The sequence below is a fragment of the Fulvimonas sp. R45 genome (genome assembly GCF_030504985.1).
GTDB lineage: Bacteria > Pseudomonadota > Gammaproteobacteria > Xanthomonadales > Rhodanobacteraceae > Rhodanobacter_A.
Genome location: NZ_JASERU010000006.1, coordinates 151836 through 168344 on the forward strand (window position 1 = coordinate 151836; position 16509 = coordinate 168344).

Consider the following 16509-nt stretch of genomic DNA (forward strand, 5'->3'; position numbering starts at 1 on the left):
GCCGGGGGAACCGGCGCCCGTCCGTCGAAACGGTACACGACCGCCCGGCCATCGCGCGGGCATAGCATCCAGCCAGAACCCAAGGAGCCTGTGTGCCCCCCGTCGCATCCCAGCCGGTCACGGCCAAGCATACGCAAGCCGCGATCTTCCTCGTCGTGACCCTGAAGCCGGGCGCGGAGAACTGCGCCACCGCCCGCGCGATGTGCGGCGGCCTCGCCGGCCTGCTCCGCGCGGTCGGGGTCCGCGCGCCCGAGGGGCGGCTGTCCTGCGTGATGGCCTTCGGCTCGGATGCCTGGGACCGCCTCTTCGGGCAGCCGCGCCCGAAGGACCTGCATCCGTTCCGCGAAGTCCGGGGACACCACCATGCCGTCTCCACGCCAGGCGACCTCCTGTTCCACATCCGCGCCACGCAGATGGACCTGTGCTTCGAGCTGGCGAGGCACATCGTGGCCGGGCTCGGCGATGCCGTCGCCACGACCGACGAAGTGCACGGCTTCCGGTATTTCGATTCGCGCGCCCTGATCGGCTTCGTCGACGGCACCGAGAACCCGGTCGACCAGGACGCGGTGGACGCCACGATCGTCGGCGCGGAGGATCCCGCATTCGCCGGCGGCAGCTACGTGATGGTGCAGAAGTACCTGCACGACCTGCGCGGCTGGAACGCGCTGCCGGTCGAGGTGCAGGAACGGATCATCGGCCGGACCAAGTCCACCAACATCGAACTGGACGACGCGGCGAAGCCCGCCTACGCGCACAATGCCCTCACCACCGTCGTGGAGGACGGCGAGGAACTGGACATACTGCGGGACAACATGCCGTTCGGCGATGCCGGCAAGGGCGAGTTCGGAACCTACTTCATCGGCTACGCCCGCTCGCCGCAGCGGATGGAGCAGATGCTCGTCAACATGTTCGTCGGCCGGCCGCCGGGCAATTACGACCGGCTGCTGGACTACAGCCGCGCGGTCACCGGCTCGCTGTTCTTCGTGCCGGCGGCGACGTTCCTGGACAACGTCGAGGCCGGAGGCCCGGTACCGGGCGCGCCGGGCTAGTCAGCGCAGCCGCTCGTCGTCCAGCCAGCGCGCCAGCCGCGCCCGCATCCGCGCGGTGAGGCGCGAGCGGCGATGGGCGTCGGCCGCGGCACGGATCGCCTCGGCCTGGGTGGGGTAGGCGTGGATCACCCGCTCCAGCCCGCCCAGGCCCAGCCCCGCCTCCATCGCCAGGGTGATGCCGTTGATCATCTCGCCGGCATGGCGGGCCACCACGGTGGCGCCGAGGATGCGGTCGCCGCGCCCCTGCACGTGGATCTTGGCGAAGCCGTCCTGTTCGCCGTCGGTCACCGCGCGGTCGATCTCGTGCATGGGCACGGTATAGGTCTTCACCGGGATGCCGCGGCGGTTGGCCTCGCGCACGTACAGGCCGACATGCGCGATCTCCGGGTCGGTGAAGGTGCACCACGGGATCACCAGCCGGCTGTAGCGCTCGCGTCCGCGGAACAGCGCGTTGCGGACGGCGAGCCGCGCCGAGGCCACGGCGGCGTGCGCGTACTTGTGCTCCAGGCACACGTCGCCGGCGGCATAGATGCGCGGATTGCTGGTGCGCAGGAAATCGTCCACCAGCACGCCGGAGGCCTGGCTGCAGGCCACCTCTGCCCGGTCCAGGTCGAGCCCTTCCATGTTGGAGACATGGCCGATGCCGGTGAGGATGGCGTCCACCTCGACGACGCTGCGGTAGTTGTCGCTGACCATCTCCACCTGCCGCGCCCCGTCCTTGCCGCGCACCGCGGTGACCAGGGTGTTGAGGCGGATGGCGATGCCGTCGCGGGCCAGCGCGTCGGAAAGCAGCTGCGCGGCGTCGCGTTCCTCGCGCGGCAGGAACAGCGGCCGGTCCTGCACCAGGGTGGTCTTCGCGCCCAGCCGGCAGAACGCCTGCGCCAGCTCGCAGCCCAGCGGCCCGCCGCCGATCACCAGCAGGCGTGGCGGCAGCGCGGCCAGGTCGAACACGTTCTCGTGGGTGAGGTAGCCCGCTTCGGCCAGGCCGGGAATGGCGGGAATGTCCGGGCGCGCCCCGGTGGCGATCAGCGCCTTGTCGAAGTGCAGCGGCGTTTCGTCGACGCGCACCCGATCGGTCCCGGCGAAGCGCGCCTCGCCGAAGAACAGGTCCACGCCGGCGGCCACCAGCCGCTGCGCGCTGTCGTCGACGGCAAGGCGGGCACGGAGGTGCCGCACGCGTTCCATCGCGCGGGCGAAGTCGGGCGGCGCCGCGTCGGGCACGCGGGCGCCGTAGTGCGCGGCGTCGCGCAGGTCCGCGTACAGCCGGGCGGTGCGGATCAGCGCCTTGGACGGCACGCATCCGGTGTTCAGGCTGGTGCCGCCGATCCATGCGCGCTCCACCAGCGCCACCCGTGCGCCAGCCGCCGCGGCGAGCCGGGCCGCCGCCAGCCCGGCGGGGCCGGCGCCGACCACCACCAGGTGGTAGCGCGCGGCCGGCGCCGGATTGCGCCAGTCGCACGGATGCAGGTGCCCGATGCGGCGGCATTCGGTCGCGTCCTGCGGCAGGGAAGGGGCGGCAGGGGACGTCGTCATGGGTCCGTCCCGTCCGTGGCCTCGTCCAGCCAGCCGCCACGGAAACCCGCGCGCAACAGCCCGCGCACCAGCCACGGGCTGCGCCGCATCAGGCGCCAGGGCAGGCCGCTGCGGTGGTTCTCGATCATCATCGCCACGATGCCCTGGTCCAGCCCGTAATGGCCGTCGGACACCCAGGGCCGGCCCCCGGCGTCCGCGAGCGAGGGATTGAAACTGGCGGCGAGACGCCCTTCGCGCAGGGTCTCGGGATAATGCGCCAGCATGTGGCGCAGCGAGCCCAGCGACAGCGCCGGCGCGAACGGCAGCGAGGCCAGCACCGCGGGCGCCGACACGCTGCCGTCGTCCGGACCGTAGGGCACCCCGCGCGCGGCATATCCGAACAGGCGGCGCGGCTCGCCGGTGACGGGATCGAGCCGTCCGCCCGCGGGGCCGTCGCAGGCCGACAGTCCCCAGCACGATTCACCGTAGCCGGCGAAGCCGTGCGGGTTGCGCCGCGCGTACTCGCGCTGCACCAGGGTGGCGCGGCGGCTGTTTTCGAAATAGTCGCAGCGCTTCTCGCGCATGAAGCGGTCGCGGATGCCGCGGAAGTCGATCCAGGCATGCGAGTAGTGGTGCACGAACATCGGTCCCGCATAGAGGAGGTCGTGACCGTACAGGTTTTCCCACTGGTAGGTGAGCGTCCACGCGCGATAGCACGCGTCGGTGACGGGATGGCCGGGCGAGCCGGCGGCCAGCGCGTACAGCACGATGGCTTCGTTGTAGCCGTCCCAGCCGTAATGCAGGAAACCGCATTCCGGCTTCCAGCCCTGCCGCAGCGTGGCCTCGCCGCCCTGCGCCCAGCACCAGTCCACCCGCAGGTACAGCGCGTCGGCCAGCTCGCGCAGCTCGCGTTCGCCGGCCACGTCCGCATCGAAGTACTCGCGCGCCAGCAGCATGCCGGCGAGGAGCAGGGCGGTGTCGATCATCGACAGCTCGCAGGACCACACGCGGCCGCCGCTGTGCATGTCGAGGAAGTGGTAATAGAAGCCCTTGTAGCCGGTGGCGCTCTGGCCGCCGCCCTGGTCGCTGCCATGGAAGAAGCGCAGCGCCGCCAGGCTGCGGTGCAACGCTTCGGCGCGCGTCATCCAGCCGTGTTCCACCGCGATCGGATAGCACGACAGCGCGAAGCCCGTCACCGCGATGCTCGAAGGCGATCCTTCGCGCGTGGTATCGGCCACCAGGCCGTTGCGCGGGTTGCCCATCTGCATGAAGTAGTCGCATGCGGCCTGCTGCATGCGTTCGAGCAGTCGATCGTCGTCCAGCGCCAGCCACGCCTGGACGGGGCGGGAAACCTCGGCGGCGGATGGCGTGGCGTATTCCTCGGGCATGCGTGGCTGGGGGACAGGGCGCTGGGCGCAGCATGCCGCGACGGCTGCATCGACCGCGTGTAGAAGCGGCGTGGCCGTCGATTTCACGTGGCACTCCGGCAGCGGACCCTACGCTCGAGGCGTCCCCCGTGCATGCACGGCCGCGCCTGGCCGTGCGAAGGAGCCGTGCCCGTCCATGTCCAGCCCCCGCATCGCGCATCCCGTCCTGTGGCTTTCCAACGGCCGCCTTGCCAGCTTCGTCGGCGCGTCCGGCACGGGCGGCAGCCTGTGGCGCGGACAGGCGGTGACGCGCTGGCACGAGGATCCGGTCGGCGACGCCTGGGGCAGCTACGTCCTGCTGCGCGACGAGGCCAGCGGGGAGTCCTGGTCCACCGCGCCCCAGCCGCTGGGTGGCGAGGCGCGGGAGTTCGCGGTGGATTTCGAGGCGGCCCGCGTACGCATCGTGCGCCGCCACGGCGCGCTGGAAAGCGTGCTGGAGGTGGCGCTGGACGGCGAACGCGACGCGGAACTGCGCCGCGTCGTCCTGGTCAACCACGGCGACCGGCCGCGCGAGCTGTCGCTGACGTCGTATGCCGAACTGGTGCTGGGCCCGGCCGGCGCGGACGCCGCACACCCGGCGTTCTCCAAGATGTTCGTGCAGACGGAGTGGCTGGAAGACGCCGGCGCGCTGCTCGCCACGCGCCGCCCGCGCTCGCCGGGGGAGCCGCGCATCTGGGCCGCGCACGCGCTGCGCCTCGGCGATGGCACGGCGGGCGCCGAGGCGCACGAGACCGACCGCATGTACTTCCTCGGCCGTGGCCACACACTACATGACGCGCATGCGATGCGGCCAGGCGTCGGGCTGTCCAACCGCACCGGCTGCGTGCTCGATCCGGTCTTCAGCCTGCGCCATCGCGCCACGCTGGCCCCTGGCGCCCGCATGACCGCCTGCTTCTGGACTGTGCTGGCCGACAGTCGCGAAGGCGTGCTGGCATCGCTGCGTTCGCTGTGCGCGCCCGATGCTGTCGACGGGACGCTGCGCAGCGGCGAGGCCCGTGCAGCGGCGCGCCGACGTGCGTTGGGCATCGACGAAGCCCGGGCCGCGCGCTTCGACGCCCTGGCCGGCCCACTGCTCCATGCGGAGGCCGCCTGGCGCGCGCCTGCCGATGTGCTGGCGCAGGGGCAGGGGGGCGCGCCGGTGTTGTGGAGCGCCGGCATCTCCGGCGACCGCCCCATCGTGCTGCTGCGCCTGGCGAATGCAGCCGGGCTGGAATGCGCGCGCGAATGGCTGCTGGCCCAGCGCTACTGGCAAGCGGTGCAGCTGGGCATCGACGTGGTGCTGCTCGACGGTACGGGCGGCGCCCTGCACGATGCGCTGCAGTCCATGGCGAAGGCCCAGGCGGGGCATCTGGAAGCGAAGGAACTCGCCCGCGCGCAATGCTTCGCGCTGGACGACGGGACACTGCAGCCGGCGCTGCGCAATGGCCTGCGCACCGTCGCGCGGATCGAGCTGGATGCCGCCGCGCCCTGGCCGGAACCGTTGCGCGGGTCCATGCCGGTGACATGCGCCACGGCGCATCGCGCCCCCGTTCCGCCCGCGCCCACGCGCACGTCGCCGATCCCCGCCGTGCCGGTGCGCGAGTTCGACAACGGCCTGGGCGGTTTCGTGGACGGCGGGCGCAGCTACCAGGTCGAACTGGCGGGCGAACGCTGCACGCCGGTGCCGTGGATCAACGTGCTGGCCAACCCGCGCTTCGGCTGCCTGGTCTCGGCCGAGGGCGGCGGCTACGCGTGGTCGCAGAACAGCCAGCAGAACGCGCTGACGCCCTGGCCCAACGATCCCGTCTGCGACATGCCGCACGAGGCGCTGTACCTGCACGACGAGGACCGCGACCTGTTGTGGAGCGCCACCGCCGCGCCGATCCGCGTGCCTTCGGCGCATTACCGCGCCACCCACGGCAAGGGCTGGAGCCGCTTCGAGCACGGCGCGCAGGAGATCGACGTGGAACTGCTGCAATGCGTGCCGGTGGACGACACGGTGAAGCTTTCCCGGCTGCGCCTGCGCAACCGCTCGGCGCATCCGCGGCGGCTGACGGTTACCGGCTACGTGGAATGGATGCTGGGCGCGAACGGCGTCGCCAGCGCTCCCTTCGTGGCGACCGAACGCGACGCGGCCACCGGCGCGCTGTTCGCGCGCAACGCCTGGCGCGAGGAATTCGGCGGACGCGTGGCCTTCGTCGACCTGGGCGAGCGGATGTCGGCCTGCACCGGCGACCGGCTCGAATTCCTCGGCCGCCACGGCACGGTGCAACGGCCCGCGGCGCTGCTGGAACATCGCGCGCTGTCCGGCCGCACCGGCGCAGGGCTCGATCCCTGCGGCGCCCTGCAGGTGCCGCTGGAACTGCCGCCCGGCGGGCAGGTCGAGTTGCTGTTCATGCTGGGCGACGCCGAGTCGCGCGACGCGGCACGCGCGCTGGTGCGCAAGCACCGCGCGGCAGGCATCGACGCCGCGCTGGCCGGGTTGCAGGCGCAGTGGAACACCCTGCTCGACACCGTGCAGGTGCGCACGCCCGACCGCGCCATGGACATCCTGCTCAACGACTGGCTGCCGTACCAGGTGCTGGCCTGCCGCCTGTGGGCGCGCACCGCGTACTACCAGGCCAGCGGCGCCTACGGCTTCCGCGACCAGTTGCAGGACGTGATGGCGCTGTGCGCCAGCCGTCCCGACGTGGCGCGCGGCCACCTGCTGCGTGCCGCCGGCCGCCAGTTCCCCGAAGGCGACGTGCAGCACTGGTGGCTGCCGCCGTCGGGCAAGGGCATCCGCACGCGCATCAGCGACGATCGCCTGTGGCTGCCGTTCGTCGCCGCGCACTACGTGGAAACGACCGGCGACGCCGCCGTGCTGGGCGAGGCGCTGCCGTTCCTGCGCGGCGACCCGGTGCCGCCGGGCGCCACCGATGCCTTCTACCTGCCGCAGGCTTCCGGCGAGTCGGCCAGCGTGTACGAACACGCCGCGCGCGCCATCGATTCCAGCCTCGCCACCGGCGCGCACGGATTGCCCTTGATGGGCACCGGCGACTGGAACGACGGCATGAACGAGGTGGGCGCGCAGGGGCGCGGCGAAAGCGCCTGGCTGGCCTGGTTCCTGATCGCCACCGTCGATGCCTTCGCGCCGCTGGCCGAGGCGCGCGGCGACGGCGAACGCGCCGCACGCTGGCGCCGGCACGCCGACCGGCTGCGCCGCACGATGGACGGCGAGGCCGGCTGGGACGGCGACTGGTACCGCCGCGGCTACTACGACGACGGCGCGCCGCTGGGTTCGCGCGAGAACGAGGAATGCCGCATCGACGCCATCGCGCAATCCTGGAGCGTGCTCGCCGGGGCGTCCGACCGTATCCATGCGGAAGCCGCGATGCGGGCCGTGCGGAAGCATCTGTTGCTGCACGAGCCCGGCGTCGCGCCGCTGCTCGCGCCGCCGTTCGACCATGGCGGCGAGAATCCCGGCTACATCAAGGGCTATCCGCCCGGCATCCGCGAGAACGGCGGGCAATACACGCATGGCGCCATCTGGTCGGTGTTCGCCCATGCCGGGCTGGGGCAGGGCGACCATGCCGGCGAACTGTTCGACCTGCTCAACCCCATTCGCCATGCAGACAGCGAAACAGCCATCGAACGCTACCGCGTGGAACCCTACGTGGCCTGCGCGGACGTCTATTCGGTCGAGCCGTGGACCGGTTGCGGCGGCTGGACCTGGTACACCGGCTCGGCCGGCTGGCTGTACCGCGCGGGCCTGGAGGCCATCCTCGGCTTCCGCCTGCAGGGCGACCGGCTGCAATTGTCGCCATGCCTGCCCGCCGCCTGGTCCGGCTTCGACGTTCGCTACCAACGCCGGGCCCCCGGCGGCATGGTCACGCGCTACGACATCCGGGTGGACAACCCGCACGGCCTGCAGCACGGCATCGCCGTCGCCTCCCTGGACGACGAGCCGCTGGAAAGCGCAGGCGGCGCGCTGCACGTGCCGCTGGTCGACGACGGCGGTTTACACCGGGTTCGGGCGCGGCTCGGGAATAGCGGGTGAGCATCGAAAGAAATAGCCGAGGCCAGGCGTTCAAGATGGACTTTCCCGCATGGCGCATGCCGTTCCGGCATGCGTATTTTCCATCTTGATTCCGCAGGAAAAATCGAATCCGCAAAGTGCTTTATTTCCGTCGAATACTGGCGCTACGCTCCGCCCATCCGCGGCGGGGGGATCCTTTTGGGGGAAGGGTCCGGGCACGTGTTCCAGCCGCGGATGGGAGAAGGATCCGGAATGCGCTCAAGAGCCATCGCGATTGCGAGGTATTCGTGCGCGCGAAAGGCGCGGCGCCCCGGGTTTCCGATTGCCTTCGATTACTTCATTGCCTGGGAGGGTGTAATGCAGTCCAAGAACATTATCGGTATCCGTTTCATGGCCGGGGTCGTGTCGGTGGCCGGTCTTCTCGGCGTAGCCTCGTTCCTGCCTGCCGCCGCATCGACGGTCGACATCGCCGCCGCCGCGCACGCGCAGGCGCTGAAGAGCTGGCACGAGACCATGCGACATATGGCGCCGCCCACGGAGGGCTGCTTCCACGCTGCATTTCCCAGCGTGATCTGGGAAAAAGCCTCCTGCGGCGTGACCTACTATCGCTCGAACCCCCACGTGAAGTCCGACACGGCGGAAACCGTCGGCAATGGCAACGACTACGCCGCCAGCACGGCCAACCTGACCAGCTCGGCCACCGGCAGCTTCCCGGTCGTGACCGGGGTGAGCAGCGAAACCGACGGCAGCACCAGCAACAGCTATACGCTGCAGCTGAACACCAACCTGGGCAATTCGTCGCCTGCCTGCGCCAGCTACGGTTATTCCAGTTGCCAGGTCTGGGAGCAGTTCATCTACTCCTCGAGCTATGTGGGCGGCGTGGCGCAGGTGTTCATCCAGAACTGGATGTTCATCCCGTCGCATTCCCGTTGCCCGCGCAGCGGCGGATGGACTTCCTACAAGACCCGTTCGTACAACGGTTGCTACAAGAACAGCAATGCCGTGAACACCGTCACCGTGCCCGCCAGCCAGCTGGCGAACCTGAAGCTGGCCGGCTCGGTATCGGCAAACGGCAACGATACGGTGACGTTCACCAACGGCAACGACGCCTATGCGGTGAGCGAGAGCGACGGCACGCTGGGCGCCGCCTACGTGTGGAACCAGTCCGAGTTCAACGTCGTCGGCAATGGCGGCGGCTCGGCGGCCACGTTCAACAGCGGCTCGTCGATCACGGTGAACCTGCAGGTGAACGATGGCAGCACGAACGCCCCGGCCTGCCTGGCCAACGACGGCACGACCGGCGAGACCAACAACCTGAACCTCGGTCCGTGCAGCGCCGTGGGCGGAAGCTCGCCCTACATCCAGTTCACCGAGTCGAACTGATCGTCCCGGCGGCCTCGGCCGTACGGTGACCAGGGCGGCGAGGGGCTGCGGCTCCTCGCCGCGCCGTCATTACGGGTGGCCGCACCTGTTGAGGCGACTCTGATCTGATGGTGTCGCGCCGGTCCGGCCCGCTTGGTTGTACGATCATGCATGGACGCGTGGAACCCTGCCGGCGGACGCACACGCCGCCGGCCAGCGGTTTCATGGCGACGTGCATGTCATCTCTCAATTTCGAAAGAGGGCGCCGGAATGAAAAAGCATCGCGTGGGTCTGGTGGTGGCGGGAGCATTCGCGGTGGCGTCGGTGCTGGCTACGCCATCATTCGCCGCGCTGGAGCAGGGGGCCAAGGCACCTGACTTCACCGCCGAGGCCAGCCTTGCCGGCAAGGACTTCACCTTCTCGTTGAAAGATGCCCTCAAGAAGGGACCGGTCGTGGTCTACTTCTACCCGGCTGCCTATACCGGCGGCTGCGACATCGAGGCGCATACCTTCGCCGCGCAGAAGGCGAAATTCGACGCTGCCGGCGCCACCATCATCGGCGTGTCGGCCGACAGCCTCCAGCGGCTCAACACGTTCTCGTCCGATCCGAACTATTGCGCAGGCAAGTTCCCGGTCGCATCCGACGCCCATGGCAAGATCGCCGCTTCCTATGGCCTCAAACTGCACGCGGCGGTGGCCGGCGCGACCGACGTGCGGGGCGTGGCGATCGACCACGGTTTCATCCCGCGAACCACCTTCGTGATCGGCCGCGACGGCAGGATCATCGCCACGCTGTCCTCGGAAACCGACCACCTGCATCCAGAAGACCACGTCAAGCAGTCGCTGGCCATCGTGCAACGGCTGCAGGCTGGCTGATGCAGGCGGACTGAACCAGGCAGCGCCGGCGACGAGGTCTCTTGCCGCCGGCGATCCGCCAGCAGCGATGCAGCGGGTCGACACAATCGGTCCATTTTAGGGACCGAAGCAGGCCAGCACATCACATCCAGCACATCACATAGGGATCTATGGGTAATTTCTAATTTTACATAATATACATTATGCGCAATCATGGTGCAGCCTCCCACGCCATAGACACCAGGCGGACATCAAGGATCGGCTCACGTAATTGTCTAACGCTCGGCGGCTTTCGTAGTATTTCGCGAATGCCTCCCTCATCCTCTATCCAGCTGGGCAAGCTTCGGCGTCATCGCGGCCTCTGGTTGCTGGTGTTCGTCGTGCTGCTGCTCAAGCTGGTCACGGGGACGATCTGCCTCGCGGACGGCGCCAGGTACCAGTGGACACCGTCGGCTTCTGCAAGCGCGTCGACTGCCATGACCCTTGCCGCCGAGGGCCCCTCGCTCGCCTCCGGCGACGATGCGTGCCTGTTGGGCGAGGGTTCGGAATGCCACTGCACCTGCGTGCACAGCATCGCCCTCCCGACGGTGGCGAATCATGCCTTGCCGCTTGTCGTCCCGCGTTTCGTGCCGCCGCTGCTGACCGCTTCGCGGCCGCCGACACTGCCCGGCACGCTCCATCGCCCACCCATCGCCTGAAAGCAACCGCCATTGCGCCTCGCCGTGAATCACGGCCGGGCGCCTGTGTCTGCCTTCAGGAGAATCCCGCATGTCCGCGTTTCGTTCGGTGCCCCTCGGCGCCGTCTGCTTGCTGTTCGCTGCCGCCTGTGCGGCAACACCCCAGTTCGAGGGACGCGATGCGCTCGCTCCCTCGACACGCCCGTCTCCTCTCGCGCCCCCGGCTCTGGCGGAAGCCGTAAGGCGCCTCTGGAACAGCAGTCCGGATATCCAGGCCGCCCGCGCGGAGCTTGAGGCCGCTCGTGCCCGGGCGCGGGCCGCGGCGCAGCCGCTGTACAACCCGTCGCTGGCGTTGGACGCGGAAAACGCCGACGTCGACCGGCGAACGACAGGGATCAGCCTGCCGCTGGATCTGGGGAGAAAGCGGCGCGCCCGGGCGGATCAGGGCCAGGCCGAGCTGCGCGCCAGCGAGGCCGCCTACGACGTGCAGCGCCGCGATCTGGCGGCACGATGGCTCAAGGCATGGGCGGTCGCCGCCCTTGCCGGGCGTCAGTCCGGGCTTGGACAGCGCCGGGTGGCGCTGATGCGACGCTTCGACGCGCTGGCCGCGGAACGCCTGAAGGTCGGAGACATCGGCAGCCCTGAACGGGATCTTGCGGCTCTCGCCCTGGGCGAGGCCCAGGTGCAGCAGGCAACGCTGCAAAGCCAGGCTGCCGCGGCGCAAGCGGCCTTGCTCGCCATCGAGGGGCGCGTCGCGCCAGCCCCTCCTCCGCTCCCGTCCGGGCTGCCTCCGGCGATCGACGTCATCACGCCGAGGGCGACCGGCGATCTGCCCGACATGGTGCAGGCACGGTCCGAGCTTGCGAGCGCCGAAGCCGGCGTGCAGGTTGCCCGCCGCGCTCGCGTTCCCGATCCCACGATCAGCTTCACCGGCGGGCAGGTGCGCAGCGGCCCGCGGACGGATCGCGTCATCGGGATGAGCGTGTCGATCCCGCTGCCCGTGCTCAACAACGGCCGCGCCGAGGTTGACGCGGCCATCGCCGATGTCGATGCGGCGGCGGCCAGGTTGCAGTCGCGGCGCCAGTCACTCGACGCGCGGCTGGCCGGGTTCTCCGAGCGCTATCGCGCGCTGCGCCATGCCGACGAGGCGTTCCGGGGCAGCCGCGCGGCGGCCTTCGAGGATCGCGTGGCCCTGCTCGAAAAGCTGTGGCGGGCTGGCGAAATCGGCACCTCCGATTACCTCGTGCAGCTCAAGCAGAGCCTGGACACCGCGCTGTCCGGCCTCGAACTCGAAGGCCAGGCCTGGCAGGCCTGGTTCGACTACCTCACTGCGGCAGGCCGTCTGAACGACTGGCTTGCCGGGCGCACCCAGGACGCGAACCGATGAATGACCTTCTCCTTTGCCGCCCCCTGCTCGCTCTTTCGCTCACGCTCGCCTGCGCGGGTGCGCTGGCCCAGCATGCCCCGGCCGGCAACCCCCTCGCGCTGGATGCCGGCGCCGTCAAGGAAGCCGGCATCATCGTCGACAAGGCCGCGACGCGAACGCTTGCCGACGAACTGAAGGCGCCGGGCGAGGTCGAGGCGGATGCCTACTCCACCGTGCTCGTCTCCCCCCGGGTGGCGTCGCAGGTACTCAAGCGCAAGGCCCGCCTGGGCGACGTGGTGAAAGCGGGTGACCCGTTGGTGGAACTGTCCAGCGTCGATGTCGCCGGCACCCAGGGCGAACTGATCGTCGCCGAGCAGGATTGGCGCCGGATCGCGGCGCTGGGGCCGCAGGCCGTATCCGCCCGCCGCTACAACGAGGCAAGGGTGGCACGCGACCAGGCCAACGCGAAGTTGCGCGCCTACGGCCTGTCCGAAGGCCAGATCCGGAACCTGCTGAAGGCGGGCTCGGCCCGGGCCGACGGCAGCTACGACCTGCTCGCTCCTTCCGAGGGCCGCATCACGACGGACGACTTCCTGGTCGGCGAGCGCGTCGCCGCAGGACGGACGCTGTTCACCCTGGTCCAGGAGAACTCGGTCTGGGTCGAGGCGCAGATGACCCCCGCCGGGGCCGCGCGGGTCAAGCCGGGCGATCGCGTCCGCGTGATCGCCCACGGCACCGAGCTGCCTGGCGCGGTCATCCAGCGCTCGCATCAGGCCAGCGAGCGCACCCGCACGGTGCCGGTACGGATCGAGGTGGACAACCGCCAGGACCTCCTGCACCCCGGCGAGCTGGTCGAGGCGTACATCGCGGTCGGCGGCGAGGACGAATCCGTGGCGGTGCCAGCCGACGCGGTCGTGTTGCTGCAGAACCAGCCCACCGTATTCGTCGCCCATGGCACGAGTCCGTTCGAGGCCGCCCCGGTGGTCACCGGTGAAACCCACGGTGGCTGGACCGTCATCAAGCAGGGCCTGAAGCCGGGTACACCCTACGTGCGCAAGGGTGCTTTCGTGCTCAAGGCGCGCCTGCTCCGCGCGCAGCTGGGAGAAGAGTGATGCTGGAACGACTGGTTGAGCTCTCCCTCCGCTACAAGGTGCTGGTGCTGATCGTGTTCGCCGTGGTCGGCGTGCTCGGCTATCAGGCCGTGCGCCAGTTGCCGGTCGACGCCTTCCCCGACGTCACGCCGGTGCAGGTGAACGTCTACACCGAAGCCCCGGGCCTGGCCGCCGAGGACGTGGAGCAGTTGCTCACCACGCCGGTCGAGTCGGCCCTGGCCGGCCTGCCCGAGGTGCAGGAGATCCGCTCGGTGAGCCTGTTCGGCCTGTCGTACGTGGCGGTGTATTTCGCCGACGGCATGGACATCTACTTCGCCCGCCAGCTGGTCAACGAGCGGCTGCAACAGGTGGGCGACCGCCTCCCTGCCGGCTATGGCAAGCCGGAGATGGGCCCGAATACCTCCGGCCTCGGCCAGGTGTTCTGGTACACGGTCGAGCGCGCCGACGATGCGCTCAGGAACGCACCGGGCGACATGGACCTGCGCACGCTGCAGGACTGGACGGTGCGCCTGATCCTGCGCACCGCCCCCGGCGTCGATGACGTCACCTCGTGGGGCGGGCAGGAAAAGCAGTACCAGGTGCGCATCGACCCGATGAAGCTGATCGCGCACCAGCTGGGCTTCAAGGACGTGATCGGGGCGCTGCAGGCCAACAACGCCCAGGTCGGCGGCAACTACGTCGACGTGGGGCGCGAGCAGTACCTGGTACGCGGCCTTGGACTGGTCTCCGACGCCAGGGACATCGGCAACATCGTGCTCAAGGCCGAGGACGGCACGCCGGTCTACGTGCGCGACGTCGCCACGGTGACCGAGGCGGGCGCGCCACGCACCGGCGCGGTGACCCGCGACGGCAAGGAAGTGGTGATGGGCCAGGCGCTGGCGCGCATCGGCGAGAACGCCAGGAACGTGGTCGACGCGGTCAAGGCCAGGCTCGACACGGTCAGGCGCGCCCTGCCCGATGGCGTCGAGGTCAGGCCGGTGTACGAGCGTACCGGGCTGGTCAACGCCGCCGTCGAAACCGCGGTGCGTGCGCTGGTCGAGGGCTCGATCCTGGTGGCGGTGATCCTGTTCCTGTTCCTCGGCGAGTTGCGCAGCGCGCTGGTGGTAGTGATCGCGCTGCCGCTGGCGATGCTGATCGCCTTCATCGGCATGGGCCAGGCGGGCCTGTCGGCCAACCTGATGTCGCTGGCGGGACTGGCGATCGGCATCGGCATGATGGTCGACGGCGCCGTGGTGATGGTGGAAAACGCCTTCCGCATCATGGCCGAGCGCAAGGCGCACGGTCAGCCGGTGGACCGCACCGCCGCGGTGCTGGCGGCCGCCCGCGAGGTGGCCAACCCGATCGCCTTCGCGATCCTGATCATCATCGTGGTGTTCCTGCCGCTGTTCGGCCTGCAGGGGCTGGAAGGCAAGATGTTCAAGCCGATGGCGTTCAACATCAGCTTCGCCATGGCCGGCTCGCTGCTGCTGGCGCTGACGCTGGTCCCGGTGCTGGCGGCGCTGGTGCTCAAGCCCGGGGCGGAAAGGGACACGCGGCTGGTCGCGTTCCTCAAGCGCAATTACGCGCGCGTGCTGGCGTGGTCGCTGGCCCGGCGCAGGCTGGTGATGATCATCGCCGGCGTCGCGCTGGCGGGCAGCCTGGCGCTGTTCCCGTTCCTGGGCAAGGAGTTCATGCCCAACCTCAAGGAGGGCGCCATCATGTGGCGCATCACCTCGATCCCCTCGGCCTCGCTGGACGAGTCGATCGGCATCTCGCGCCAGGTGTCGGCGCTGATCAGGAAGAAGTTCCCCGAGGTCGACACCACGCTGGCGATGATCGGGCGCGCCGAGAAGGGCGAGACGGCCGACGTCAACTACATGGAGGTCTACACCCCGCTCAAGCCCCGCCAGCAGTGGCGCGACGGGCAGATGCTGGAGAGCATCGAGGCGGCCATGCAGAAGGAGCTCTCCGCTGCCCTGCCGACGGCGGTGGTCAGCTATACGCAGCCGATCCAGATGCGCATCGAGGAACTGATCTCCGGCGTGCGGGCCACCCTGGCGCTCAAGCTCTACGGAGACGACCTGGGCGAACTGGATCGCCTCAGCGGGAAGATCAAGGACGTGCTGGCCACCGTGCCCGGCGTCGCCGACCTGGCGCTGGAAGCCAACATCGGCAAGCCGCAGATCCGCATCCAGGTCGACCGCGACGCCCTGGCCCGCTACGGCCTGAACGCCGACGACGTGCTGGCGGTGGTGAAGAACGGCATCGGCGGCGAACCGGTGGGCACCCTGCTCGACGGCATCAGGCGCTTCGACATGACGGTGCGGCTGGACGATGCCGACAAGGCGTCGCTGCCGGCGATCGAGCGCATCCCGATCCGCACGCCGGGCGGCGCCATCGTGCAGCTGTCGCAGGTGGCCAGGGTCAGCGACACGGAAGGCTATTCGTTCATCCGCCGCGAGCAGCTGCAGCGTTATGCGGTGATCCAGATGGACGTGCGCGGCCGCGACATCGACGGCTTCGTGAAGGAGGCCAACGCGGCGATCGACGCCAAGGTGCGCATGCCCGCCGGCTACTACGCCGAATGGGGCGGCGCCTTCGAGAACCAGCAGCGCGCGCTGAAGCGGCTGTCGCTGATCGTGCCGGCCACGATCTTCTTCATCTTCGTGCTGCTGTACACCGCCTTCAACTCGGTGAAGTACGCCGGCCTGATCCTGGCCAACGTGCCGTTCGCGACCATCGGCGGCATCGTCGCGCTTGCCGTCACCGGGCAGTACCTGTCGGTGCCCTCGGCGATCGGCTTCATCGCGGTGTTCGGCGTGGCGATGCTCAACGGCATCGTGCTGGTGAGCTTCCTCAACGAGCAGCGTGAAAAGGGGCTTTCGGTGCGCGAAGCCGTGGTGCGCGGCACCGCGCTGCGCCTGCGGCCGGTGCTGATGACCGCCAGCGTGGCGATCCTCGGCCTGGTGCCGATGCTGCTCTCCACCGGCGTCGGCGCCGAGACCCAGCGCCCGCTGGCCACGGTGGTGGTGGGCGGCCTGATCACCTCCACGCTGCTCACGCTGGTGCTGCTGCCGGTGCTCTATGACTGGATGGAAGAACGCGCCGCCAGGCGCCTGGCCAATGAGAACGCACCATGAAGGAAGTGGCGGGCATGTGCCACGGGCAGCGTG

10 protein-coding genes are annotated in these 16509 nt (G+C 69.7%); 8 read left to right on the forward strand and 2 right to left on the reverse strand.

Annotated features, from left to right (window positions below; translation table 11 throughout):
* The first annotated feature begins 92 nt into the window (after window positions 1-92).
* A complete protein-coding gene (locus QMK61_RS07895; protein WP_302071637.1) occupies window positions 93-1049 on the forward strand; it encodes a Dyp-type peroxidase in 957 nt (318 codons plus the stop codon).
* Here QMK61_RS07895 and QMK61_RS07900 read toward each other — a convergent pair whose 3' ends face one another.
* Together QMK61_RS07900 and QMK61_RS07905 are read right to left on the reverse strand one after the other, a co-directional pair.
* Window positions 1050-2582 carry a mercuric reductase gene (locus QMK61_RS07900; RefSeq protein ID WP_302071639.1) on the reverse strand — a complete coding sequence of 511 codons (1533 nt, stop codon included), beginning with the start codon at window positions 2580-2582 and terminating at the stop codon, window positions 1050-1052. It abuts the gene before it with no gap.
* Complete coding sequence (locus tag QMK61_RS07905) at window positions 2579-3949, reverse strand: glucoamylase family protein (RefSeq protein WP_302071640.1); 1371 nt, start codon at window positions 3947-3949, stop codon at window positions 2579-2581. Before QMK61_RS07905 ends, QMK61_RS07900 begins: the two co-directional genes overlap by 4 nt.
* A gap of 175 nt (window positions 3950-4124) precedes the next feature.
* Between QMK61_RS07905 and QMK61_RS07910 the strand changes: the two genes are divergently transcribed.
* The 7 genes from QMK61_RS07910 to QMK61_RS07940 all read left to right on the forward strand — a co-directional run bounded on the left by QMK61_RS07910 (window position 4125) and on the right by QMK61_RS07940 (window position 16476).
* Window positions 4125-8006 carry a glycosyl transferase family 36 gene (locus tag QMK61_RS07910; protein WP_302071641.1) on the forward strand — a complete coding sequence of 1294 codons (3882 nt, stop codon included), beginning with the start codon at window positions 4125-4127 and terminating at the stop codon, window positions 8004-8006.
* Window positions 8007-8342: 336 nt separating this feature from the next.
* Entirely contained in the window at window positions 8343-9368 is a 1026-nt protein-coding gene (locus QMK61_RS07915) for a hypothetical protein (RefSeq protein ID WP_302071642.1), read from the forward strand.
* 249 nt (window positions 9369-9617) lie between these two features.
* Entirely contained in the window at window positions 9618-10223 is a 606-nt protein-coding gene (locus QMK61_RS07920; RefSeq protein ID WP_302071643.1) for a peroxiredoxin, read from the forward strand.
* Between the two features lie 350 nt (window positions 10224-10573).
* On the forward strand, window positions 10574-10900 hold the full coding sequence (locus QMK61_RS07925; RefSeq protein WP_302071645.1) for a hypothetical protein: 327 nt from the start codon (window positions 10574-10576) through the stop codon (window positions 10898-10900).
* A gap of 70 nt (window positions 10901-10970) precedes the next feature.
* Complete coding sequence (locus tag QMK61_RS07930) at window positions 10971-12266, forward strand: TolC family protein (protein ID WP_302071647.1); 1296 nt, start codon at window positions 10971-10973, stop codon at window positions 12264-12266.
* A complete protein-coding gene (locus QMK61_RS07935) occupies window positions 12263-13357 on the forward strand; it encodes an efflux RND transporter periplasmic adaptor subunit (protein ID WP_302071649.1) in 1095 nt (364 codons plus the stop codon). Before QMK61_RS07930 ends, QMK61_RS07935 begins: the two co-directional genes overlap by 4 nt.
* A complete protein-coding gene (locus tag QMK61_RS07940; protein WP_302071651.1) occupies window positions 13357-16476 on the forward strand; it encodes a CusA/CzcA family heavy metal efflux RND transporter in 3120 nt (1039 codons plus the stop codon). The genes QMK61_RS07935 and QMK61_RS07940 overlap by 1 nt, the downstream gene beginning before the upstream one ends.
* Window positions 16477-16509 lie beyond the last annotated feature (33 nt).